This window comes from Phaeodactylibacter xiamenensis (assembly GCF_000759025.1).
GTDB classification, from domain to species: domain Bacteria; phylum Bacteroidota; class Bacteroidia; order Chitinophagales; family Saprospiraceae; genus Phaeodactylibacter; species Phaeodactylibacter xiamenensis.
Map to the genome: position 1 here is coordinate 219,989 of NZ_JPOS01000038.1, position 25,327 is coordinate 245,315.

The 25,327-nt window shown below is 49.9% G+C and carries 20 protein-coding genes; 13 read left to right on the plus strand and 7 right to left on the minus strand.

Annotated elements, in window-relative coordinates; translation table 11 throughout:
• Window positions 1–97 precede the first annotated feature (97 nt).
• Window positions 98–778, plus strand: coding sequence for a Crp/Fnr family transcriptional regulator (locus IX84_RS15710; protein WP_044222796.1), 681 nt, complete (start codon window positions 98–100; stop codon window positions 776–778).
• Window positions 779–902: 124 nt separating this feature from the next.
• On the opposite strand, the gene IX84_RS31085 is transcribed toward IX84_RS15710, so the two are convergent.
• From IX84_RS31085 to IX84_RS15725, 3 genes are all read right to left on the minus strand, one after another.
• Window positions 903–1,946, minus strand: a complete 1,044-nt coding sequence (locus IX84_RS31085; RefSeq protein ID WP_081968786.1) for an FISUMP domain-containing protein — start codon at window positions 1,944–1,946, stop codon at window positions 903–905.
• A 384-nt stretch (window positions 1,947–2,330) separates the two neighbouring features.
• Window positions 2,331–3,035, minus strand: a complete 705-nt coding sequence (locus tag IX84_RS15720; RefSeq protein WP_044222799.1) for a DUF547 domain-containing protein — start codon at window positions 3,033–3,035, stop codon at window positions 2,331–2,333.
• A 120-nt stretch (window positions 3,036–3,155) separates the two neighbouring features.
• Entirely contained in the window at window positions 3,156–4,916 is a 1,761-nt protein-coding gene (locus IX84_RS15725; RefSeq protein WP_052516052.1) for a M28 family peptidase, read from the minus strand.
• Between the two features lie 221 nt (window positions 4,917–5,137).
• Between IX84_RS15725 and IX84_RS15730 the strand changes: the two genes are divergently transcribed.
• Window positions 5,138–5,887, plus strand: a complete 750-nt coding sequence (locus IX84_RS15730; RefSeq protein WP_152605090.1) for a TapB family protein — start codon at window positions 5,138–5,140, stop codon at window positions 5,885–5,887.
• Window positions 5,888–5,958: 71 nt separating this feature from the next.
• Here IX84_RS15730 and IX84_RS15735 read toward each other — a convergent pair whose 3' ends face one another.
• Both IX84_RS15735 and leuS read right to left on the minus strand, forming a co-directional pair.
• On the minus strand, window positions 5,959–6,861 hold the full coding sequence (locus IX84_RS15735; protein WP_044222805.1) for a M20/M25/M40 family metallo-hydrolase: 903 nt from the start codon (window positions 6,859–6,861) through the stop codon (window positions 5,959–5,961).
• 46 nt (window positions 6,862–6,907) lie between these two features.
• On the minus strand, window positions 6,908–9,730 hold the full coding sequence (gene leuS / locus IX84_RS15740; RefSeq protein ID WP_044222808.1) for a leucine--tRNA ligase: 2,823 nt from the start codon (window positions 9,728–9,730) through the stop codon (window positions 6,908–6,910).
• 186 nt (window positions 9,731–9,916) lie between these two features.
• On the opposite strand from leuS, the gene IX84_RS15745 reads away from it, so the two are divergent.
• The gene (locus tag IX84_RS15745; protein WP_044223191.1) at window positions 9,917–10,957 is read left to right on the plus strand and encodes a DUF3552 domain-containing protein; all 1,041 of its coding nucleotides are present in this window, start codon (window positions 9,917–9,919) and stop codon (window positions 10,955–10,957) included.
• Window positions 10,958–11,043: 86 nt separating this feature from the next.
• A complete protein-coding gene (locus IX84_RS15750; protein ID WP_044222810.1) occupies window positions 11,044–11,514 on the plus strand; it encodes a hypothetical protein in 471 nt (156 codons plus the stop codon).
• A 4-nt stretch (window positions 11,515–11,518) separates the two neighbouring features.
• Here IX84_RS15750 and IX84_RS15755 read toward each other — a convergent pair whose 3' ends face one another.
• Window positions 11,519–12,109, minus strand: coding sequence for a hypothetical protein (locus tag IX84_RS15755; RefSeq protein WP_052516054.1), 591 nt, complete (start codon window positions 12,107–12,109; stop codon window positions 11,519–11,521).
• Between the two features lie 177 nt (window positions 12,110–12,286).
• Here IX84_RS15755 and IX84_RS15760 point away from each other — a divergent pair, with 177 nt between their 5' ends.
• The 6 genes from IX84_RS15760 (at window position 12,287) to IX84_RS15785 (ending at window position 19,073) form a co-directional block, all read left to right on the plus strand.
• Window positions 12,287–13,165: a cell division protein FtsX gene (locus IX84_RS15760; protein WP_044222813.1), complete on the plus strand. Its 879-nt coding sequence runs from the start codon at window positions 12,287–12,289 to the stop codon at window positions 13,163–13,165.
• Between the two features lie 22 nt (window positions 13,166–13,187).
• A complete protein-coding gene (locus IX84_RS32495) occupies window positions 13,188–13,523 on the plus strand; it encodes a DUF3098 domain-containing protein (protein ID WP_081968787.1) in 336 nt (111 codons plus the stop codon).
• Between the two features lie 53 nt (window positions 13,524–13,576).
• Window positions 13,577–14,371, plus strand: coding sequence for an undecaprenyl-diphosphate phosphatase (locus IX84_RS15770; RefSeq protein ID WP_044222816.1), 795 nt, complete (start codon window positions 13,577–13,579; stop codon window positions 14,369–14,371).
• A 73-nt stretch (window positions 14,372–14,444) separates the two neighbouring features.
• Window positions 14,445–15,194, plus strand: a complete 750-nt coding sequence (gene truB / locus IX84_RS15775) for a tRNA pseudouridine(55) synthase TruB (RefSeq protein WP_238578290.1) — start codon at window positions 14,445–14,447, stop codon at window positions 15,192–15,194.
• A gap of 71 nt (window positions 15,195–15,265) precedes the next feature.
• Window positions 15,266–17,824, plus strand: a complete 2,559-nt coding sequence (locus IX84_RS15780; protein ID WP_044222819.1) for a T9SS type A sorting domain-containing protein — start codon at window positions 15,266–15,268, stop codon at window positions 17,822–17,824.
• A 151-nt stretch (window positions 17,825–17,975) separates the two neighbouring features.
• The gene (locus IX84_RS15785) at window positions 17,976–19,073 is read left to right on the plus strand and encodes a DUF4856 domain-containing protein (RefSeq protein ID WP_052516055.1); all 1,098 of its coding nucleotides are present in this window, start codon (window positions 17,976–17,978) and stop codon (window positions 19,071–19,073) included.
• A gap of 74 nt (window positions 19,074–19,147) precedes the next feature.
• Here IX84_RS15785 and IX84_RS15790 read toward each other — a convergent pair whose 3' ends face one another.
• Window positions 19,148–20,221: a transposase gene (locus tag IX84_RS15790; protein WP_044222821.1), complete on the minus strand. Its 1,074-nt coding sequence runs from the start codon at window positions 20,219–20,221 to the stop codon at window positions 19,148–19,150.
• A gap of 190 nt (window positions 20,222–20,411) precedes the next feature.
• Here IX84_RS15790 and IX84_RS15795 point away from each other — a divergent pair, with 190 nt between their 5' ends.
• Genes IX84_RS15795 through IX84_RS15805 form a run of 3 tightly spaced genes read left to right on the plus strand, consistent with a single transcriptional unit; the run spans window position 20,412 to window position 25,325 of the window.
• On the plus strand, window positions 20,412–21,530 hold the full coding sequence (locus tag IX84_RS15795) for an imelysin family protein (protein WP_044222826.1): 1,119 nt from the start codon (window positions 20,412–20,414) through the stop codon (window positions 21,528–21,530).
• Window positions 21,517–22,881 (plus strand): HTTM domain-containing protein, encoded by a 1,365-nt coding sequence (locus IX84_RS15800; protein ID WP_238578291.1) that lies wholly within the window; start codon window positions 21,517–21,519, stop codon window positions 22,879–22,881. The genes IX84_RS15795 and IX84_RS15800 overlap by 14 nt, the downstream gene beginning before the upstream one ends.
• Before the next feature lie 11 nt (window positions 22,882–22,892).
• Complete coding sequence (locus IX84_RS15805) at window positions 22,893–25,325, plus strand: TonB-dependent receptor (RefSeq protein WP_044222831.1); 2,433 nt, start codon at window positions 22,893–22,895, stop codon at window positions 25,323–25,325.
• Window positions 25,326–25,327: the final 2 nt, after the last annotated feature.

Consider the following 25,327-nt stretch of genomic DNA (forward strand, 5'->3'; position numbering starts at 1 on the left):
GACTTCTGATATTTAGTGTCTCTATAGGTGAAATTGCAGAATACATGGCATTGAATATTGTCCATGTTTGAAAGTGAGATTACCTAAAAGAGCTAACATGAACGCCGAAGCAAAATCATCATTTATTGACCTTTTTCCCCTCTTCTCCGTTCTCTCTGCTGAGGACAAAGCGGCGCTGGCAGAGATGATGGAGTATAAGGTGAAGCCGAAGTATTCCTTCATCTATATGCCGGGAGATGCTTCAGAATACATTTATTTCCTGGCCAAAGGGACTGTTAAAATTGGCACACATTCCACAGATGGTAAGGAGATTATTAAGTCACTGATCCATCCTACTGCCATGTTTGGGGAGTTGGGCCTGATAGGAGAGCCTTATTACAAGGATTTTGCACAGGCACTTAAGCAGGACGTTCATGTGTATCAGCTTAAAGTAGCTGATATGAAAAAGCTGATGCAAAAGAGTTTTGACCTCTGCACGTCGGTCATGAATCTGTTTGGCGGCCGGTTGGTCCGGGCGGAGGACAAGCTGGAGTCGCTGATTTTCAAAGATGCCCGCACTCGTATTATTGAATTTATCAAAGACGCCGTCAACAAGCGCGGCCGCCGGGTGGGCTACGAAATGCTGCTCAAGCACTCCCTGACGCACCAGGATATTGCCAATATCACCTGCACCTCCCGTCAAACGGTAACACTGGTGCTTAATGAGCTAAAAAAATCAGACCTTATCTATTTTAACCGGGGTAAAATTCTGGTAAGAGATATGGCAAGGCTCGTTTAGACAAATAAATCACGAGAATTGGATTAAAAAGGTATAAGAATCGGATTTAAAGAAAGCCCCGGTAAGCGTACATCGCTCCGGGGCTTTTAGCATTAGCGGCCATATCTGACAGGCTGCAAGTAGGCTAATCCCTGACGCAGCGCAGAGAGTTCCCAAGTGTTTTTAAGTGGTCACCTTGGTGTGTAGCGTTGTCGTATTGTATATCAATTCGGTAGGCAGAATAAGAATACTTTTCAGTAGCGCTCCACCACCAACCAATTTCCCCAACGTTCCGGAATTCGCCATCTATGCTACGGTATCCGCCCGGGCGTGCAGTGAAGCCGGTTTCATTGGTCGAAGTACTATTATCACCAACCCAGTGTGCGTTCCCCATCTCTTTTAATTTTCCACCGGCTACGGCATATCCACCCAGGTAATCGACCAGTTCTGTCCATTCCTCATCACTCGGCAGGTGCCAGCCTGTAGGGCATGCGCCCTGCACTTCGCTTGGGTTAGTACTGCTGCTGATTGCACCGTTCATAGCTGCTGTCCAATTATAGAGGACGCCGTAAGAAGTGTAATTGGGGGTGGCTTTGGCTTCATCAATATCTGTCCCGTTGTAACCATATACATAATAATACGGCCCTTCTTCATCTTCTGATCCGTCAACCGGCCTGTTTACCATTGGCAAATAGACCAGGTTTTCGGCCATCCATACTTGATCGCCTATGGTGGCAGTTGGATAAACATGCCCATCACGGGGGTCAGTAAAACTACCTGCGTTACTCTCCTCCAGTGTCGTAAATGATACGGTGTTGCCATAGCCTGTGCCTACGCTATTAGTTGCATACGCCCGGGCATAGTAAGTTGTATTGGGCTCCAAATCTACAAGACTGCTTATGAAATTTCCGGTGCCACCACCATTCTCGGTTTTACGGTCATTAATGGTTGGTGGGGCTGTCGTATTCCAGCAGGTTCCTCTTTGGGTTATGACCTTTCCGCCATCATCAGTGATGTTTCCCCCTAAGAGGGCTGAGGTTATAGTTATTTCAACGGCTTCTGCAGTTGAAAGCAACGGGACATCGTCAGGGTCATCAATATGGACAGTATCTTTTTCGCAGCCAGCTGCAAAAACCAATAACCCCATCATTGCTAAGAGTAGATGGATAAAGAATTTTTGGCTTTTCATCGTTCGATAATTTAGTTGTTATGTTGCTCATTGAACAGCCTGCCAACAGTATGACCAAGGCTTGGAACTGATTCAACGTGTTATTGTCAACAACTTCTATACTACGAGTTTGTCTGCTCTACTGTGCGGAGTATAGAGCAGTCAAAGCCAGGGTTTACGCCGAAAAGCGGCGGTTATTTGCCTCAATAGGCAGGACTACTTTGTCAGCTGTATTCTTTATCCATTTATACAGATCAACTGAGCAAAGCAATGAGTTTTATCATCGTGTTGCAGTTTTTTTTCAATAGGGTATTTTCCACGCTGGAAAAGCGGCTAATTCACTAATGTACGCTACTGCGTTTTACTGCTACTAGTTTCGGTACGGAGTAGTATAGCAACGGAAATTTATTTAGCATTAAGCGCCCAGTTGTATTCCCGGAAACTCACTTCGGCACTGTCCTTCACATCTGTTGTAGTGTAACGGTCCACGAAAGCTTTGACATCGTCAAAATCCTCACCGTACCAGTTGAAAATCTGGGACAGTTCCAGTGATTTGGCGCTGATTGTATTGTAGGCTTCGTTGTTGATGAAGGCTTGCGTTTGCTGCTCCAGGTATTGCTCAAGCTTGTCTGCTGTCCAGGCGTGGTTGAGCAGGGGAGGGCAGGACTGCGCTGCACAATTGACCGCAAAGTGGATACGAGGCTCGTTGTAGCGGGGGCGGATGATATCGTGCTCAATTTGGTTAAGCGAATAGGTTTGCCGGCCCAGTTTTATCCATTTAACGTCCCAGGGGTTGCCATCGTGAAGGTCCCGGATACTCTTGACCGGATAATTATCCACGATGAGCTTGACCGTGAAGGCATTATAAACATTAATCCAGTAGGCGAGCTTCTCATCCCGGCTCCAGCTGTCCATAGGTGGGTGGTTAGCCAGTTCTTCGAGATAGGCGTTCAGGTCTTTATTATTTTTTGCCAGCTTTTTGTAGTTGACCGCGCCGTCCTCCGAGACGTACTGCTGAAGTACTGCCTCCCAAAGGCTGTGATCGGGTGTGGAGGCTTCGGGCGCAGATAGGGTGGTCATAATGGTCAGTAAAAAAGAAACGTAGATCATAGTTGAGTATCGATTTATGTGGGGGGAAGATAATCATTCTATCGTTCACAAAACTGATTTCCCGGAAGTGATGTTGCCTGCTCCGGCTTCAAATGTTCCGGAGCGGACATCTGTCTTCTTTTAGTAAGCGTAAATCATCGCTTTCGTATCCACAGGCCGCCCATCGATCACCAGGCTGTAGTAATAGGTGCCGGGTGTGTACCGATGGTTTTCATAGCCGTATACTACCTGCACAAGCCCCGGGTTGAGCTCAACTTTGTACCGTGCGAGCTCTCTGCCTTGTGTATCTGCAATTCGTATAAAGGCGGTATTGTAATCAATGGGGGACTCGACCATGACACCGATCGTGGTAGCTTCATCAAAGGGATTGGGGCGGTTCTGCAGCAGTGTTAGGCCCTCGTAGGTTTTCACTTCCTGAGTGCTTGTTGTAAGGTTGGCAAAGGTTTCTTCTGAAAAATGGCTCTCGATATTGTTGGAATCCAATGCAGCGGCTGACAAAAGATATACCGTGCCGGGAGGGAGCCAGGAAAGCGTATCTTCTAAAGCGGTGACGGTTACCAGCGTATCGAAGTAAGCGGTCTCTGTCTCGAAGCTTCGGATGCCGAGGCGGTAAAGCCCGGTACCCGCCGCGTCTTCAAACTTGTAACGCACGCCTGCCAGGGTGGCTTCCAGCTCGAAGTTGGTGGGGGTGGCGGGCCCCATAGCACTTGCGGCGGCAGCACTGCCGTTCAGTACGGTATTGCGGGCCAGGTAGTTGAAGTCAACGAAGAAGCTATCTATTTGCCCGTCATCATTAGTGTCTACACCGAGGATGTCCTCCATGGTGTGCTGCCGGTCGTGATAGTCCGGTGTGCTGGGGTTGCCATTGCCATGCTCATTGGCAGAAGTAAAGCGGACTGCAGAGTAGCCTCTTTGCCGAAAAGGGATGTGGTCGCCGCCACGCCCGGCCCGGTCCTCCCGTGATATGATATTGACTTCAGCAGCTACAGGCACAATGGGAGCAATATTTTCATCATACTGCAGTTTGCTGTAGCGGGCCAGCAGCCGGGAAGAAGATGCTCCAAAGAGCCCTCCGTTTGAGGAATAGACCCGAACGTTGATGCTGTCAATGGCATTCAGGCCCGGGCAGCCGGGAGGTGAGGCGGTCGCCCCGCAAATGATGCCGCCTACGATATCGTTGTTGTAGACGCCACGGATTTGAATGTTTTCCTGCTCGGCGTATTCGGCAAAAGCGTTGGCGCCAAATAACCCCTGCTCTTCTCCTGTGGTGATCATGAAGACGATCGTCCGGTTAAAAGCATACTGGCTCATCACTCGTGCCAGCTCCAGGACCAAAGCTGTCCCTGTGGCGTTGTCCTCCATACCGTGGGCCATACACCCGGTGTCACAAACCTCAGCACAACGGCTGTCCATATGGCCTTCAAGGAGTACGACCTCGCCGCGGTCCGGTCCAATACCGGGCAAAACAGCAAGCACGTTCCTGTGCTGCCCCATGCCGCAGATGTCCTGATCAAACTGGAAATATCCGACCTCAAGCCGGCCCTCCTGTGCTGCCGGGAAATTTTCGAACTTGCTATGCGCCCAGCGGCGGGCTGCCCCCATACCGAAGGTAGCACTCGTAGTATCAGCGCCCGTATTGCGGTTTTCGAAACTGCTTAATTCCACCAGATAGTCGTAAAGCGAATCCGGGGAAACGGATTCCACCAAATCAGCAAAGATGGCATCCGGGTGATTGATCAGGGTAGCCGGCTCGTAGGTGTCGGCCGGATAATTGCCCTTCAAAAGGTCGTCCATGACGGGATTGGTTAGTAACAGGTTGGTTTGGCTGTGAAGGGTAACTACAGACAGGACTGCAAAAAGGGAAAGTAAAAGTCGCTTCATGGCTCTTTTTTGTGAGGATTGGAGATTACTATACTGACGATTAAGTGGTTTGCCATAGCAATGTCAGCATTTACGCTGGGAAGTGGCTTGCTCCGATGTCGCAAACCACTTCGTATCGCGTATAATACCCAAGTATAATAAAGTTGGTTTTGAAAATGTTTTGAAAGAGCAGCAGGGAGCGGTAATTGGATTTCTTTAATGTTATATTAACTTTTGCGGGTATGGAATTCCCCATCCTGCACTATCTTACAGATGAAACCAAAACCGAAATACAGGAAATCATGAAATTCAGAATCCTACTCGTACTAATGCCTTTGTCTTTCGCCCTGAACAGCGTGGCGCAGGATTGTTCCACTTTTTTCCCTTTCAAGGAGGGAGCCTATATGGAATATACCACCTTCAACAAAAAAGGTAAAGTGGAAAGCGTTACTGAAAATACTGTAAAGGTCATCAATGAAGATGATGGCGAAATCGAAGCAGAAGTCAGCACTGTCCTGAAGGATAAGAAAGGCAAAGAGTCTTACTCCGGCACCTATCAGGTCTTTTGCAAAGACGGCAAGCTGCTTATGGATGTCAACTCCATGTTCAATCCGGCTATGCAACAGTCCTTTAGCGGTTACGAAGTCACAATTGAGGGTGATGCGCTATCCTTCCCAAATGATATTGAAGTCGGCCAGGAACTGCCGGATGCTTCCTCAAAGATTACCACAGCTGCAAGCGGTATTAATATCGCTTCTATGAATATTGAAATAACGGACCGAAAGGTAGAAGGGAAAGCCACAATTTCCACAGAAGCAGGGTCTTTTGAGTGCTATAAAATCAGCCAGACTTCCAACATCAAAATGATGATCAGCCGTTCTTACTCCACGGTGGAGTATTTTGCAGAAGGCGTAGGAGTGGTTAGGTCTGAGACCTACGACGGAGGTGGCAAACTGCAAAGCTACATGGAACTTACTGCAATTGAAAAATAAGGCTCTAAAGCCCATTTGAAGGAAAACCATTGTACGCAGCTCCTTTCGGTCAACCGGGAGGGGCTTTTCTTTTAGGGCCTTGCGAAGTGTAGGATAGCTTTCCGTATGACTTCAGCGACAGCAGTATAGAACACAGGCATGATCCGGTCTGCATCATCAGTGGGTTGATGATAATCTTCATGGTCCTCTACGCCAAAGTAGAGAAATGGGATGCCTTTTTTGTGAAACTCGCCATGATCGGAGGCGTAGGTCCAGTCATCAGAACGGGTAGGCGTTGGCGCTTCGTGCCCAAACCTGACTTGTATCGGTGCTTTTTGTGCAATCCGGTCCAATGGTGCGCGCAGCTCAGGGTAATGGCCTGCGCCACAGATGTAAATTTGTTCCTTGGCATTGCGGCCGATCATATCCATATTGATATTCAGGATGATATGCTCTAATGGCACCGTTGGTTCATCTACGAAGTGGTTGGCACCCCGGAGCCCAACTTCTTCAGCATCCCATGCTGCAAAGAGAAGGCTGTAAGGCGTGGGGTTGGCCTGAAAATACCTGGCCAGCTCCAGAAGTGCGCCCACACCTGAAGCATTATCGTCTGCGCCATTATAGACTTCACCACCCCGTTCGCCAACATGATCGTAATGTGCGGAAATTACAATAACTGAGTCCGGTACCTCAGTACCCTTAACCATTGCCAGTAGATTAGTGGCTTTGTAAGTCTTTTTAGGAAAACGGCTGTAAAAATGGAACGGCTGCCGATAGCTCTCCTTTCCTGCAGGCATTAACCCGTAATCTTCAAACCGCTGCAGGATGTAAGCGGCAGCAGCAGCATTACCTTCACTATCTGTTTCCCTGCCTTTTAATGCATCAGAGGATAGAAACCGCACATGAGACATGAGAGAGTCGGTAGCTATCATACTCGCTTGCGCAAATGCAGTAGAAGACACTAACAGCAGGGAAAGGATAATGAGGTATTTCATAAATATAAATTAACGGCCCGGCTTAAACCAGGCCGGACCGTATGTTTTAACCAACCACGATATTGATCATTCGCTTGGGCACCACAATGACTTTGCGGATGGTCTTACCTTCAATCCATTTTTGGATATCTTCCAGTTCCCGGGCAGCTGCCTCAAGGTCTTCTTTGGAAGCATCAGATGGGAAGGAAGCCGTAGCCCTGGTTTTTCCGTTGATGGCAATGGGGTATTCCACTTCATCTTCTTTGAGGTACTCCGGATTGAAAGCCGGATATTGGCCATCTCTGTGAACGCTGCCTCCGTGTCCAAGCTTTGACCAAAGATCTTCTGCGGTAAAAGGAGCAAATGGCGCTATAAGTACAGTCAGAGGCTCCAGGATGTCCCGCTTGTTACACTTCATCTTGCGCAGCTCATTAGTCGCAATCATGAAGGCACTGACGCAGGTATTGAAGGAAAAACGTTCGATGTCCTGTTCCACCTTCTGAATGGCCTGGTGCAGTACCTTAAGCTCGGCTTTGTCCGGTGCCTCATCGCTAACCGTGAAATGCCCATCCTTGTCGGAAAACAGATCATAGAACCGGCGCAGGAACTTATAAACGCCATCGATGCCCTGTGTGTCCCAGGGCTTGGCCTGTTCAATAGGGCCCAGGAACATCTCGTACATCCGGAAGCAGTCTGCTCCGTACTGTGCCACGACATCATCCGGGTTGATGACATTGAATTTCGATTTCGACATTTTGCCGACCTCGCTGTAAGTCACCATTTTGCCTTCCGCATTGGTTTCGAAAGCCGCGCCTTTGAACTCCGGGCGCCATTCGAGGAACTGCTGAATGCCTCTCTCATCCAGGTAGGAATCGTCCTTGCCATAGTCGCTGACAAAGTCCACGTGAACCGGTATTTGTGCCCATTCTGTATCCGGGTACTGACCGGTCAGGTCAGCAGAAACAAAGCGCTTCTGGCCTGTGCTGTTTTTGTCGAAGTAAATAAACTCAATCACGCCCTGTATCATCCCCTGATTGATCAGCTTCTTTGCATATTCCTTTTTGGGGACCAGCCCAAGGTCGTAAAGGAAGTGGTTCCAGAAACGGCTATAAAGCAAGTGGCCTACTGCATGCTCAGAGCCACCGATGTACAAATCCACATCCTGCCAGTAGTCCACATCCTCTTTGGATACAAAAGCCTGGTCATTGCCGGGGTCCATGTATCGGTACCAGTACCAGGAAGAGCCTGCCCATCCTGGCATGGTGGATAGTTCATAATCGTACTGTCCTTTGTACTTCCAGTCGTTTGCCCGGCCCAGCGGTGGCTCACCGGTCTCGGTAGGCAGGTATTTGTCTACCTGTGGCAAGACCAGTGGCAGCTCGGACTCGTCAATCAAATAAGGCACGCCATCTTTCCAGTAAGCAGGCACAGGCTCTCCCCAGTACCGCTGACGGCTAAAGACGGCATTGCGCAGGCGGTACTGAATTTTCCCACGGCCGGCGCCCTGTGTTTCGAGCCAGCTGATAAGTTTAGGTACGGCTTCTTCGTATGCCAGCCCGTTGATCAGCTCGGAGTTGATGTATTTACCTTCTTTGGTGGCATCAGCTGCTTCGTCCAGATTTTGCTGGGCATCGAGTATGGGCACTATAGGCAGCCCAAAGTGCTTGGCAAAGTTCCAGTCCCGCTGATCACCGGAAGGTACCGCCATGACCGCTCCCGTACCATAGCCCGCGAGCACATAGTCGGCAATGTAGATGGGCACTTTCTCTCCGTTGACCGGATTCAGGCAATAACTACCGGTGAAAGCTCCGGTAACTTTCTTGACCTCTGCCATACGCTCCACCTCAGAACGGGAAGCGGTCCATTTGATGTATTTTTCGATTTCTTCCTGTTGCTCCGGCTTGGTCAGTTGAGCGACGAGTTCATGCTCAGGAGCCAGCACCATGAAGGTAACGCCATAGATGGTGTCTACCCGGGTGGTGAATACTTCAATTTTGGTATCCGGCGTTTCCTCCAGTGCAAACTTTACGCTTGCGCCCTGAGAACGGCCAATCCAGTTGCGCTGCTGCTCTTTCAGGCTTTCCGGCCAGTCAACGTTGTCAAGCCCGTACAGCAACCGGTCCGCGTAGGCTGTAATGCGCATGCTCCACTGCTGCATAAGTTTGCGCTCTACCGGATAGCCGCCCCGCTCGCTGACGCCATCTTTGACCTCGTCGTTGGAGAGTACCGTACCCAGTTGGGGGCACCAGTTGACATAGCTTTCCTCCGGAAAGGTAAGGCGGTAGTTGAGGAGGAACAGTTGTTGTTCTCCTTCTGACATATTTTTCCATGCCTCGGCTGTTATTTCAGGAGTTTCCTTATTGGCTACAGCATTGAGGTTGGCGTTGCCCTGCTGTTCCAGGTGCTGTACAAGTGTTTCTATTGGCAGGGCTTTGTCGGCTGAAGTATCGTAATAGTGGTTATACAGTTGCATGAATATCCACTGCGTCCACTTGTAATAAGCCGGGTCACAGGTTTGTACCTCCCGGCTCCAGTCGAAGCTAAAGCCAATATTATCCAGTTGCTCGCGGTACCGCTGTATATTCTCTGTGGTAGATTTTGCGGGGTGTACGCCAGTTTGAATAGCGTATTGTTCTGCCGGTAGGCCAAAGGCATCGTAGCCCATAGGGTGCAGGACATTGAACCCTTTGAGTCGCTTATAGCGGGAGTAAATATCCGAGGCAATGTATCCAAGGGGATGACCAACGTGGAGACCGGATCCGGAAGGATAGGGAAACATATCAAGTACGTAGTACTTTGGCTTATCGGGGTCTATGTTTACTTTGTAAATCCCCTCTTTTTCCCAGAATGCTTTACACTTACTCTCGATTTCTCCGGGTTTGTATTCCATGCTACAGCTGCGGTTTTGATGGTTGATTAAACGTTGATGGGCAAACAGGAGTTCCCCATGCCGTTTTTCAGAGCGCGAAAATAGGTATTTTCCGGTGAAAACCCCACGTGGCAGCAGGATGCAATTCGCTGGGGGTGGCGTAAAAGCAGAAAGCGTTGTATTTTTGTTAGCTAAATGCTTTGGAATATGGTGCAGATTGCGAATCCTATCTACGATGTGGTCTTTAAATACCTCATGAATGATGAGAAGCTGGCAAGGCTGCTGCTCTCTGCTATTATAGGAGAAGAAGTAGTCAGTCTGAAGCTACGCCCCACTGAGCATCAATTTCCCGTTGGTAAAGCACTGATGGTAATGCGCATGGACTTCAGTGCCCGCATCAGGTACGCTAATGGAGAGGAGCAGCTCGTGATTCTGGAATTGCAGAAGGCCAAACTGGCTACAGATATTATGCGGTTCAGGCGCTACCTTGGCGAGCAATACCGCAACAAAAATAATGTGGTACAGGAACCCGCAGAGGAGTATGCGCAGCGAAAGGCACTGCCTATACTCAGTATCTATTTCCTTGGGCACAAGCTTGATCATATCACTGCGCCTGTGATCCGGATCAACCGTTCTTACACGGATGCCGCAACCGGAGAAGTTCTTCAGGAAAGGGAAATCTTTATCGAGAGCCTCACCCACGATAGCATTATCATTCAGATTCCCTACCTGACTGGCCACCGCCGCAATGAGTTAGAGCAATTACTATCACTATTTGACCAATCTTTTATCAATGAAGACCGGCACCTGCTCAATATAGAAGAATTCGAGGTTCCAAAGCGCTACCGTGCACTGCTTCGCCGATTGCAGCAAGCCGTTGCTGAGCCAGAAGTCCGTGAAATCATGGATGCAGAGGATGACCTGATCGAAGAATTTGAGGACTATCAGCGCATGATAGCAGAAAAAGAACGAGAGCTTTTCGAAAAAGAGCAGCGGCTCTCCCAGAAGGACCAGGAGCTCTCCCAGAAGGACCAGGAGCTCTCCCAGAAGGACCAGGAGCTCTCCCACAAAGACCAGGAACTTTCGCAGAAGGACCAAGCGCTTTCGCAGAAGGATCAGGAGTTACAAAAAAAGCATGAACAACTACGCAGAGTCGCTGTCACGCTGACAAAAGCAGGGCAGTCCCCTAAAGAGGTCGCTGCTATACTAGGCATTGAACTTGAAGAGTTGAATGACCTGCTTTCCTGATTCAATCACGTCAGATTATATTAAACGAATGGATTGCGTTTTTTTACTGCAAAATCCAGCCTTATCTTTACACAAAAAATGAAAACATGCTGAAAAGTCTGATCAAAGTAGGGTTGTTGTTAGTGGGCGGCATCCTGGTGTACAATTACTTTTTTGGTACGCCGGAGGAGAAAGCACAATCCAAGGAAATATTCACCAGTGTAAAAGACCTCACAAAGTCAGCTTTTGACCTGCTTAAACAGGAAAAGCAAAAGTTTGATGAAGGCAAATATGACGAAGCAGTTGATAAAGTAGGTGGGCTCCTCGACAATCTAAAAAGCAAAGCCGAACAATTGGAAGACAATCGCGATTTGCTGGACAAGATTGCTGAGCTCGAAGAAAAAAGAAAACGGCTAAGTGAGGATATCAATCGGGAATTACCGGAGAATTATAACAATACACCTGATGAACGGCCCACTATGGATAGCTCCAGCCGAAAGGAAATCGAGAATGAATGGGAGGATCTCGTTCGCAAAACAGAGGGGCTGATGGAGGAAATGGAGAAAAAAGAGCAATAAGGCTTTAATCAAGCATCGCTCGTGTACACTTCTCAATAGGCGAAATACCGTCTATAAGTAGGTTGCCACGGTATGCACGTCCCTGGTGGGGATGGTAGGCTTCAAAAACAAGGTAGTAAACATCTTGTTTGACAAAAAACTCTATTTCGTATTCTTCCCAGCGGGATTGCCGGATTACAGGAGACTCATAGAGAACCTGAGCTTGCTGACATTTAGAAGTGCCACCGTAAATACGTAGTTGTAATTTGCCGTTGTACGTCTCATAGTTGTCAGAATGTGAAAGGAACAGGGTTAGTGTATAACAATCGTTCTTCTTCAATGGCTGGGATAGCCGTTGCCCTATACTTTCCCAGGTCCCGTCCTCACGGGTAATGAGCCCTACGTAAGTGTCGCCATCTTCTGCTGGCTGATAAACGCCCCACTGGCCGGGAAGAATATCCGGCGTCGAACCCAGCTGGCACCCAAACCACCCACTGGGTACTGTGGCATCCTGAGCGGCATCTTCAAAAGAGGAGTTGTTTAGAAAAATAGGTTGCGCCAGTAAGGTAATCCCGGGTAAGCCCGATATTAACAGGACAAGGGCAAGGTTTCTCATAGCATGCATGCTTTTTTACAAAAACGAAAGCAAAATTCGCTTTGTTGCCTGGCACTTCCGCCTTTATGGAGGTTTAGGGGTTCTGTTTCGCTTATATTTTCTAATTTTGCGCGTATTCAACAAACCGAACCCTACAATTTGCGGCCTTTTTTACGGCGCACCTAGCAAATACCTTCTATGCCCGAGCAGCAAGATCCACGTCGTTCAGGAAGCCGTCCCAATTATTGGCATTCCATCATCAGCGTAGCATTGGTGCTGTTCGCCCTTGGCTTCTTTGCCCTGACGCTTTTTAATGCACAGCTGATCGTTAACGAACTTAAGGAAAAAGTTAATCTGATCATCGAATTGCAGGGGGAGGAGACCGATAATATGGCCAGGCAAATCCTGCAGGAAGTAGACCAAATGGGTTTTGTCCGTGAAGGCTCTGCCGAGTTCATAAGCAAGGAACAGGGGGCTGAATTGATGCGGGAAGATTTTGGTAACGACTTCCTGAAGCTTGACCTGCCTAATCCTTTGTATGATGTCATCACCTTCAACGTGAAGGCTGCTTACATGCACCCGGATAGTTTAAAAGGGATTCGTACCGCTCTGATTGAACGCGAAGGCATAACTGACGTATACTATCAGGAAAGCCTGGTGAATGATATTGCGGATAATATCAAAATGATCGGCATCGCAGCACTGGCTATTTTAGTTTTGTTTCTTGGTATTGCAGGCTTGCTTATTCATAATACTGTCCGTCTGGCGCTGTATGCCAACCGCTTCCTGATCAAGAATATGGAACTGGTTGGTGCCACCTGGGAGTTCATTAGCCGGCCATTCCTGCGCAGAGCGATGATCCATGGCCTGTTTAGCGGAGCATTGGCATCCGGGGCGTTGTTGCTCCTGTATCTCTACGTTCAGGCGGATGTACCTGGGTTACGGGATATTCAGGACTGGACCGGGATGTTTATATTGTTTGGTTTACTGTTAACCATGGGTATGGCCATCAATACGGTCAGCACATTCCTGGTCGTTCGCAAATATTTGAAAATGAGAGTAGATGACCTCTACTAAATTAATAGTCTAAATTGAAGTCATGAGTAAGGAAAAACCTGGAAAGAAAAAGGTGGTCGTTACCACTGATAGTAAGAGTACAGCAAAAAAAGTGGTGAAACCAACGAGCTCCCGCCGCAGTACACGGGAGGTTGAGTCTCCTCAGATGGAGCTGGCATTTGGCAAGTCTAACTACATCCTCATCGCAGGAGGGCTGGGGCTTGTTCTCCTCGGGCTGATCTTAATGGCAGGTGGCGATATGCCTTCTCCAGATGTATGGGAAGACGATATCATTTACAGCGCCCGCCGCACTGTGCTTGCCCCTATCGTGATTTTGATGGGGCTGGGGATGGAGATTTGGGCAATTTTTAAGAAATAGCCGATTGTCAACCCTTCCTGCTTTACGGGTAGGAAGCTCAATTATGCACAATCATGGAAGATATCCTTCGTTCTGTACTGCTCGGAGTCATTCAGGGGCTAACAGAGTTTCTGCCTATCAGCAGTAGCGGGCATTTGGAACTGGCTAAATTTTTTCTGGGTGACGACAGCATGGCAGAAGAGAGCTTGCTCATGACCGTGACTTTACACGCGGCTACCGCGCTTTCCACGCTATTGATTTTCCGAAAGGATGTGGCGGAAATTCTGCGGGGATTATTGCAGTTAGAGTGGAATGAAGAGCTGCAGTTTTCCCTTAAGATCGTCCTGTCCATGATCCCTGCCGCATTCGTAGGGCTCGTTTTTGAAGAGCAGATTGAACAGCTATTCGATCAACGCATTATGCTTGTTGGGTTTATGCTCATCGTTACCGGGTTGTTGTTATTCCTGGCAGACCGGGCAAAGCGTACCAATAAAAGTGTCTCCTACACCAATGCCCTGATCATCGGAATCGCTCAGGCTATCGCCATACTGCCCGGGATTTCCCGCTCCGGTGCTACCATCTCAACTTCTGTTTTGTTAGGAATTGACCGGGAAAAATCAGCCCGCTTTTCTTTCCTTATGGTCGTACCTCTGATACTTGGCAAAATGGCGAAGGATATACTGGATGGAGAAATGGTAATGTCAGCGGATCAGGCTATCCCCCTGGCGGTAGGCTTTGTTGCTGCTTTTGTAACAGGAGCCTTCGCTTGCCTTTGGATGATCAGCCTGGTGAAGCGTAGTAAATTGACCTATTTTTCTGTATATTGTTTTATCGTTGCTGCAATTGCCATTTTCATGGCGACCTCTTAAGGCTTGTAGCAGCTTTATTTGTATGGGTAGTACCTGATGATACTGCCCGTTTGTTGTTTATAAAACACTTTAAATGGACATGGAGGGAGATGACCAACCGGTTCCCAGGTATGACTTTAGAGCAGGTGCCACACTTCTAGTCGACAAGCCACAAGGCTGGACATCATTTGATGTCGTGAATAAAGTCCGCTACAAAATCAAGCATCGACTGAAGGTGAAGAAGATAAAAGTCGGGCATTCAGGTACCCTTGATCCCATGGCAACAGGGCTTCTTGTACTTTGTACAGGTAAGTTTACCAAAAAGCTAAACGATCTGCAAGGGCTTTCCAAATCCTACACGGGAACTATGTTTATTGGCGCGACAACGCCTTCCTATGATGCGGAATCGGAAATACAGGAGCGATTCCCAACTGACCACATTACCCCCGAAATTATCGAGCAGGCCCGCCAGCAGTTCACTGGCAAAATACAGCAAGTACCTCCTATGTTCAGCGCAATCAAGGTAGATGGGCAGCCACTTTATAAAAAAGCCCGGAAGGGCGAAATCGTTGAGGTAGAGCCCCGCGATGTGGAAATCTTTAGCTTTAAGATCACCCGGGTGGAGTTGCCGGAGATCGACTTCGAGGTCAGTTGCAGCAAAGGCACCTACATCCGTTCACTGGCGCACGACTTTGGGATAGCCTTGCAAAGCGGCGCATACCTGACCGCCCTTCGGAGGACCAAAGTTGGAGATTTCGATATTAAGAATGCCTGGTCTCTCGACAATCTGGTAGAATTTATCGAAAATGGACCGGTTATCGGTGCTGAAAAGGCTGCTGAATAGCGCCTATCGTACAGTTTTTAGCTGTTGTGCCTCTTTAAGCCAGGTGGGATTTCCTTATTTTGAGATCAAAAATGGGTAACCTTCTTGCTTTTTCCCGCCTGCTGCTGATTTTTTCCATTTCCCTGAGCGCTTGCACAGGGGTACAGCAAACTGAACCTTACGAAGAAAAGGAAAGCGGTGCCGCCCTTGCTATGGAAGAATGGGGCAGAGTCCGGTCTTATCCTGATGGGAAAATTCAAATGCGCAACCTGGCCATCGCTCACGAGGCACAACAAACCCTTTTGGAGTTTCGAGGCAACTCGGCAGAATGGGAGCCGCTGGGGCCAAAGAATTTCGGTGGACGAACGCTCTGCCTGGCTTTCCATCCTAATAATCCAGACATCATCTATGCAGGTTCCGCTAGTGGCGGGCTTTGGAAGTCCACCTCAGCCGGGGTTGGGGTGGAAGCCTGGGAACGGGTTGCACTGGGGCATCCGGTACTAGGGGTGAGCAGCATTGCCATCAACCCGGACAACCCGGAGGAGATGTACATAGGTACCGGCGAGGTGTACAACTACACAGTCGCTATGCCCGGTGTTTCCGATCGCCTTACCAGGGGCTCTTATGGCATGGGTATACTTAAAACCACTGATGGCGGACTAACCTGGGAAAAATCCCTGGATTGGTCCTATGAAGAAATGCGGGGCGTTTGGGATGTCCTTATCAATCCGCAAAACACCAATACCGTGTGGGCAACCACCACAGAAGGTACTTACCGCTCTCTGGATGCCGGGCAAACCTGGAGCCTGGTGCATGACTTCCCCATGGGTATGGACTTAAATCTACATCCGGCCGACACAGCTGTGCTATTCGCAACCTATGGGGGGTATGAAAGCCCTCAGGCTGGTATCTTTCGCTCTTCCGATGGGGGCGCAAGCTTTCAGCCAGTCCCAGGCTTGCCTACCGACTATTCCGGAAAGGCGATGTTGAGCATCAGCCCTTCTAATCCGGAGATTATTTACATCTCCCTTGCGGATGCCTTCGAGAGCCGGGGGCTCTATAAGTCTGAGGATGGTGGAAATAACTGGGGCCTAATCAATACCGATGATATTGCCCGCTTCCAGGGCTGGTATTCTCATGATGTGGCGGTTAAGCCGGATAATCCGAATACCATTATTTACACCGGTGTAGACTTGTTCAAATCCGTTGATGGTGGCGCAACAGTTGCTCAGAAAGCCTTTTGGTTCAAATGGTTCTTCGGACAGACACCGGTGGGTGGCCCGGAAGGCCCCTTCGACTATGTGCATGCCGATATTCACGCGGCTTACTATTCCCCTTTTGACAACAACACGGTCTTCGTAGCTACAGATGGCGGCGTTTTTGTATCCGAAGACAACGGCGAGTCATGGTCTGGGCGAAATGGAGGTTATCAAACCCAGCAGTTTTACGCTAAGTTTTCCAGCAGCCTGACTAACCCTAACCTGGCGATCGGTGGCTTACAGGATAATGCAACGGCTGTCTATCTGGGGGATGACTCCTGGTACCGCGTAATCGGTGGCGATGGGATGTGCACCGCTATTGACCAGGAAGACAACAGCCGTGTCTACGGCTCTTTTCAGCGGCTGAATATCCGCCAGAGCTTCAATGGCGGGCTGGACTTCGGTCCCTTACCCATCAGCAGTCTGGGTAATGAAGTGACAAACTTTAACGGTCCCTTTATCCTTGCTCCTCAGAACCCGGCTACTATTTATGCCGGGGCACAGCGCTTGCACCGAAGTAATAATTATGGAGTAAATTGGGCCGCCACCTCCAGCGGGCCGGTCGATAGCGAATACGAGAATCCAATCCTGACAATCGCTGCTGCACCTTATGATCAGAATGTACTGCTGGTGGCAACGGCTCCATTGTTGGGCGGTACCGCAAAAGTGATGCGCAGTTCGGACGGTGGGTCTTCCTGGAGCCCTGTTAATGGTTTGCCAGACCGGGTTTTTATGGAAATCACTTTCGACCCTGCAACTCCGGGTACCGTGTATGCGGTTTGCTCTGGCTTTGGTACGGACCATGCCTTCAAATCTGAAGATGGAGGGCTCACCTGGTCATCGATCAGCTCAGGTTTGCCAGATGTTCCCGCCAATTCTATCGTAGTTGACCCTGAACAGCCCTCCGATTTGTATGTAGGCAATGATCTGGGCGTTTACGCTTCCTTTGATTACGGACAGAGCTGGGAATGGTACTCAGATGGCATTGCGGATGCTGTTATGGCCATGCACCTAAGTATCGGAGCAGGGCGTAAACTCCGCGTAGCCACCCATGGATTGGGCGTTTACGAAACCGACCTTCGCGATATTGTAAGTACAGAGGACCCCATGGCTAGCCGTTCCCGGCTGCTACCCGCTTTCCCTAATCCTGCTGATAATGAGCTCACTGTTCCCTTTGAATTAGGCAGCGCAGCTCAGGTAACCCTGCGGGCGTACAATGGGCAGGGGCAGTTGATAACAACTTTGCTGTCCGGGCAATATGCTGAAGGAAAGCATCAGGCTACCGTTGATGTCTCAGGTTGGCCTTCCGGGCATTACGCTCTGGTACTGGAGGGCACCTTCGCCAATGGGCAGGCTTTGCGCAAAGTAAGTAGTCAGGTGGTAATGCACTAAGTCGAAAATTAGCGTTCAGCTTACGCAGCGTTACCTAACGCTAGGTAGTTTTTGGGTCTTGATGCCTTAATTTGGGTATTGTGAGCCCGAATATCACCGGTTACTTTTGCATCTGTATTTATTTAGATTTAATCCACTTAAATAGAGACGGATGCCAAACTACAAACTACTGAGCCTTGCCCTTGCAATAAGTGTATTATTTTGGAGCTGTGATTCCGAAGAGGATAACAGTTATACCATACCTGATACCTACAGCTTTGAGAATGTAAGCTACGATGGACAGGTACAGCGCCTGCAGATGCTCCTGGAAATGAAAAGCTACCTGGGTTCTGCCAATACGCCCGGTACTGTACTCGATGCAGGTCGTCTGAAAGCCATGTACGCTAACGATGCAGCCGCAGCCAACTGGACCTTGGAATACGATGCCTCCAAGCAGCTGAAAAGCAAAACCTTCGAACAGGAACAAGCCCGGTTTGAAACCCTGATGGATGCCATCGCCCAGCACAGCCAATCAACAGCGCCTGGTGAAGAAGGCGTTGCCGGTGTGGTGGTCAGTCTGGATGGCGCCAAGCAATACCTGCTGAATGAAAAAGGCGTGGAATTTGCCCAGTTGATCGAGAAAGGCCTCATGGGCGCCTGTTTCTACTATCAGGCCCTGACCGTCTACTTTGGGGACGATCGCATGAACGTCGACAACGAAACCATAACCCCCGGCGAAGGCACCGATATGGAGCACCACTGGGATGAAGCTTTTGGCTACTATGGCGTGCCTACAGATTTCCCACTCAATAAAGACAACATCGCCTTTTGGGGTGTTTACTCTGACCGCCGCGACCCCATTCTCAACTGCAATCAGCAGATGATGGATGCTTTTATCAAAGGTCGGGCTGGCATCAGCAATGACGACCTTACCGCCCGTGATGAAGCCATCGCAGAAATCCGTCAGACCTGGGAAACCATCACCGGGGCGACTGCGATCAGCTACCTGAACACGGCCATCGAAAGTTTTGATGATATGGCGATCCGTGCGCACGCCCTGTCTGAAGCCATTGCCTTCACCTACGCCATTCAGTTCAGCCCGGAGAAGCGTATGAGTAACGCGGAGGTTGCAGCAGTGCTTGAAGACATTGCCGGCAGCAGCGATTTCATGGAAATGGACTTGTACAATACCACTCCTGAACGCCTGAATGACGCTAAGATCAAACTGGCGGAAGCTTTAGACCTGATGGAATCCAAGGACAGTTTCTAATAAATCTGCCTGAATTTAGCCCTTAGTTTTTAGGCCATAGCCCTTTAATTTATTCATTGCCGTACACTTTTATTTTACGGGAAGTTCTTTGAAAATTGGAAAGAAAGATTTAAAGCATGCCTGACATAAAATCGGACAGCCCTCAGTCCAATCTGAAACACGGACAAGCTATCGATTCGGTCTTTACGGCAGAATTTACCCAACTGGGCTGAGGTTCGGGCATCAAACTCGAACAAGATACAGATGATGAAAGCCAGGCTAGCCACGATCAAGAGATTGAACAAGGTTTGAGGCTCTTCAATCCTGGTTTTATGAATGTGGAATCCGCGAGATTTGATATCGCCGAAAAAGGTTTCAATGTGATACCTCTTTCGGTAATATGTTTCGGCTTGCGGGCCATATTCCAAGCTGGTCAACAGATACAAAGGTCGGTCATATCGGGTCCGGTCATGCCAGAACAAGACATTGACTGGCCCAAACCCTTGCTTAGTCACATACATTTGGGGCAGGAACAAGCTTTTTTGACCGATACTTGCGGCCAAATGGCCAAAAGCCGAAGCATTCTCCATGTCCGGATGATCGGCTACCAAAGTATCCTTCGCCGTTTTTAGCACGTACTCCCAACCGTGAGCCAAACAAGACTGTTGCAACTCGCAGCCGTCGAATTCGGCATCTCCCAGCAGGAAAATCCGGCAATCCTGTTCCAGGATACTGTCCATAAGCATCGCCACTTGACCGATAATGGCCACGTGCATGTGTTCCGGGAAATGGCCTTTGGGAGCTTTACGAACTACCCAACAAATGGGAATGGCTCGCCTGCGCCAGATTACACTGACCATCAGCGCCATGCAGTCTTTGCCCACACAGGAGCCATCGATGGCCAGAACTAACTCTCCAGCCTTGCTCAGAGAGTGGAGAATCGGAAGAAGGTAGGGTATAAAGTGTACCGTGACATCGGTCCACTTATTTTGCAACCAACGCTTGGCCTTCTTGACCCGACTTTCCAGGTCAGTGGGGTCTTCCATATGGCGGCCCAACTCTGATAAAGATGCCCGGCCACCTTTGATTAAGGCACCTAATAAACCAGATAAGACGGTTAATCGACGCAAGGCGTTGCCTTGTGGAACCTCAGATTGATGCTTTATCAACCATTTTTTAGATCTTTGCAGAACGGCATTTTGAAAGGGTTTTCTGCAAAGATTTTTAAAATCTCAGAAAACCCTTATTTTTTCTGTCTCTCTTTCCAAACTTTCAATGAACTTTTTGCCGAGCTAAAAGTGTACGGCAATGAATTAATTTAAATGGGCCAGGCCAATACCAACCAACCCACTAAATTTTATGCAATTGTTAAAGCCAATTTTTTGTTTTGCCGGCCTTGCTGCCCTTCTTTTGTTTGCGGGTTGCGGGGACGATATGGGCGGCGCACAGCGGCCCTGTGAAAGTGATTTTGATCAGCAGTCCTTGTTTACCCACATTGCGGAGGAAATCATTCTACCGGGGTATGCCGCTCTGGAGCTGAGTGCAAACAACCTGCATGCTGCTGCTTTCGATTTTGCGGAAGCCCCTTCCACCCAAACCCTGGCCGATGCCCGGGCAGCCTTTGAAACAGCTTATCTGAGCTGGCAGGAGGTCGCACAGTTCGAGTTTGGGCCGGCGGAAGCAGTGGCCCTGCGTGCCACACTGAATAACTTCCCGCTCAATGCCTCCGCTTTGGAATCCAAAATCAACGGGGAGGACTACGACTTTACCAATCCGAACACTTTTGATAAAGGTTTTCCTGCCCTGGACTATCTGCTGTACGGGTTAGGAGATGGGAGTGAGGAGGCTGTAGCCGCGCAATTTGCGGATGCTAAATACGCTACTTTTCTGACCGCGCAGACGGCATTTATTGCGGATGCTGCCAACACGGTCAGTGATGCCTGGAAAAACGGGTACCGCGATCAGTTCGTGGTCAATGAAGGTACTGCCGCCGGTGCATCCCTCAGTCAGATCATCAATGGGCTGAATGAGCATTATGAGATGATCAAGCGGGACAAAATCGGCATTCCGGCCGGTGTGGTTACCCTCGGCTTTACCAATCCGGATAAGGTGGAGGCGCCTTACTCCGGGCTGTCACTGTCACTGGCCCAACGAGCCCTGCTTGCCGCCGAACGTTTCTACCTTGGTATCGGACAGGATGGCCAAAATGGCCCCGGTCTGGATGACTACCTCGAAGCAGTCAATGCCACCAAGGAGGGCGAAAGCCTTAATGCCCGCATTCAGCAGCAGTTTGAAGCAGCAAAAGCAGCCCTTGAAGCGGTGCCTGCACCCTTACGAACCGCTGTGGATGACAATAATGACCTGGCCGTTACCGCCTACAACGAGATTACGAAACAAATTGTGAACATTAAGACCGACATGCCCTCAGTTTTATGTGTCGCCATCACTTATATCGACAACCCAAGTGATTCCGATTAAACAATATCGAGATTGGCTTTCCGCGCCCCGGCGCATCGCCCCGCTTGTCACTTTCCGCATCCTTTTTGGCGGATTGATGGCAACCGGGGCTTTCCGGTTTATGGCGAGTGGGTGGATCGAACGCCTGTATGGTGAGCCGGATTTTTTTTTCAAGTTCTACGGTTTTGAATGGGTCGAACCGCTCAGTGTGGCGGGGATGTACTGGGTATATGGTATCGTTGGGCTAAGTGCGTTGGGCATTATGCTGGGCTTATTTTACCGCTGGTCAGCCCTGGTCTTCTGGCTGAGTTTTACCTACACGGAGTTAATCGATGTAACCAACTACCTCAATCATTATTACCTGGTTGTGCTATTGGGGTTGTTGCTGATCTTTTTGCCGGCCCATCGCCGTTTTTCCCTTGATGTATGGCGCAAACCGGCACTAAGGGTTGAAACCGTGCCAGCCTGGTGCATATACCTGATCATGTTACAGATCAGTATGGTCTATTTTTACGCAGGCTTTGCCAAACTAAATGCCGACTGGTTATTTCGGGCGATGCCACTCGCGGTTTGGTTACCGACTAAGGCAGACTGGCCATTGGTGGGTGCCCTTTTTACACAACCCTGGGCGGCCTATGCGTTCAGTTGGGCAGGCGCTTTTTATGACCTGACCATCCCCTTTTTCTTGCTGAGGCGACGCACCCGTCCCTGGGCATATACGGCCGTAATTGCCTTTCATGTGCTGACCAAACTGCTCTTCAATATTGGGCTTTTCCCGTTCATCATGATCTTTAATACGCTCATCTTTTTTCCGGCGGCGGTGCACGAACGCTGGTTGGACAAACTGGGCTACGGCAGTGGAGCCACTGGCAAAAAAATGATTTTTCCGAAAGCACAAATGTCATTGCTCCGCACCGGGCTTCTGGTGTACTTCGCCATTCAATTCCTGCTGCCGCTACGGTACCTCTCTTATCCGGGCAATGTCCTGTGGACGGAGGAGGGCTATCGTTTTGCCTGGCGGGTCATGCTGGTGGAAAAGGTAGGGCAGGCCACTTTTACCGTCCGTGATCCGCATACCGGAAGACAGTCTGAAGTGGACAATTCCGATTATCTAACGGCCTATCAGGAAAAGCAAATGGCGATACAGCCTGACCTTATCCTGCAGTACGCCCACCATCTGGCAGAAGTGTACCGTCGGGATTACGGCATTACCAACCCGGAGGTCACCGTTGACTGCTTTGTTGCCCTAAACGGGCGGGCAAGCCAACGCCTGATCGACCCTAATGTCAACCTGGCAGCCCAAACCGACCACCTAATGCCTAAACCCTGGATTTTGCCCTTTAGGCAAAACGAAATTATTACTCAGCGATAAAGCGTGTTGTCATGCTACGAATACTGCATACTGTTGTTTCTATTGTTTTTTCCCCGCTATTGCTGTTGGGTCAGCAGTATGGTATTACGGGTGTTGTAATGGCGAAAGCCGAGGCACAACCGGTCGGCGGAGCCACGCTTTTTCTGGCAGAAACGGGCGCGGTTGCGGAAACCCACCCGGATGGCACTTTCGAGCTGGAAGCAGAAGTTCCCGGCCCCTACAGCCTGACCGTTTTCATGCCGGGCTTCACTACGATAGTCCGGGAAGTCACCCTCAGCCCGGAGCAACCGGTGGCGGAGCTTGAACTGGCGCTGGAGGGGTTAAGCATTGATATGGAATCGGTGGAGGTGCACGCATCACGGGGCGCGTACAGCATGTCCCGACTAAGAAACGTGGAGGGTGCCGCCATTTATGCAGCTAAAAAAAGTGAACTCATCGAATTGGAGAAAGCCATGGGCAATCTGGCTGCCAATAACGCCCGGGAAATTTACAAGGGCGTACCAGGGCTCAATATCTGGGAAAACGATGGCGCGGGTCTCCAATTGGCTATCGGTGCCCGGGGGCTGGACCCTAATCGGACCTCCAACTTTAACACCCGTCAAAACGGGTATGACATTAGCGCGGATGCCTTAGGCTACCCTGAAAGCTATTACACTCCTCCGGCGCAGGCCCTGCAGCGAATTGAAGTGGTGCGCGGGGCGGCTTCTTTGCAATATGGCACGCAGTTTGGCGGGTTGCTTAATTTCGTTTTCAAAGAAGGGCCCCGGGATAAGCCTTTTGAGTTCACTACCGAAAACACCTACGGCTCCTTTGGGCAGCTGAATACCTTCAACAGCGTGGGCGGCACTGTTGGCAACCTGAACTACTATGCTTTTTACCAATATAAGCAGGGCGATGGCTGGCGCCCCAATTCCGGCTATGAGCAACATACGGCTTTTGGCCGGCTGCAGTGGAAGCCGGCTAAGCGGCTGGAACTGGGCCTGGAGTATACCCACATGAACTACCTGGCGCAGCAGCCCGGGGGACTGGCAGACTTCGAATTTCAGCAAGACCCACAGCAGTCCAAACGTGCCCGCAACTGGTTTAAGGTAGACTGGAACCTGGCAGCATTTACCCTGGACTACCGTCTTTCCAGCCGTACCCGCATCAACTGGCGCAACTTCCTCCTCATGGCACAACGGGACGCCCTTGGCGAGCTTGGTCCCATCAACCGGCCGGACCCGCTCCGCGAACGCGACCTGATTTCCGGACAATATCAGAATGTGGGTTCCGAAGCCCGGCTTCTGCATCAGTACAAAACGAATCAGCAGCTAAGCACCTTTTTGCTGGGTATTCGGCTATACCGCGGCTTTACCGACAACAGGCAGGGCGATGCTTCAGAAGCTGCCGGTCCTGATTTCCGCTTTCTCAATCCGGAAGACCTGGAGCAGTCCAGTTACGAGTTTCCGAGCCGTAATGTGTCGGTTTTCGCAGAGAACCTGTTCAATATTACACCCCGGCTGAGTATAACACCGGGCGCACGCTTTGAGTACATCCGTACGTCTTCAGATGGGTATTACAAAGAGCGGGTCTTTTCGGGCGGGGAAGTGATCTTCGAGCGCCGGCTGGAAGATGCACGGGTGAATGAGCGCTCACTGGCGCTTTTAGGACTGGGCATTGGCTATCAGCTCAGGCCAGGAATAGAGCTATATGCCAATTACTCCCAAAACTACCGGGCGATCAACTTCAGTGACCTGGCTGTGGTGAACCCTAACCTCATTATTGATTCCCTGCTGACCGATGAGCGGGGCTACAATGCGGACATTGGTGTGCGCGGAGATGCCCTTGATGGCCGGCTGAGGTTTGATGCATCCGCTTTCTATCTGCGCTACAACGACCGCATTGGGCTGGCAGAAATTACCGTACCGGACCCTATCGTGATTGAACGCCTTGTAGCCTTTCGGACCAATATCGGAGATGCGCGCATCCTCGGGTTGGAGTCCTTTGCCGAGGCAGACCTCTGGAAGCTTTTCGTAGATCAGGAAAGCCCATGGTCGGTACTCGCCTTTGTCAATTTCAGCTACTTGCGGGGGACTTACATCAGTGGTCAGCGGCAGTTTGTGGGCAACGATGTGGAGCTTATCCCACCGGTGAGCCTTAAAACAGGCATAACCGTTCGCCGGGGGGGATTTTCCGGCAGCTACCTGCTGTCCCATGTACGTGCGCACTATTCGGATGCGACCAATGCTAAGGTTGTCGCTAATGCCACCCGGGGCATCATTCCAACCTATACGGTGATGGATTTATCTGCAAGTTACACCTGGAAGCGCTATCGGATTCAGGCAGGTATGAATAACCTGACCGATGCCCGCTACTTTACCCGCCGGGCTACAGGCTACCCTGGTCCGGGGATCATTCCAGCAGAGCCGCGTCGGTTGTACATGGGGCTCCGCATCCGAATCTAGGC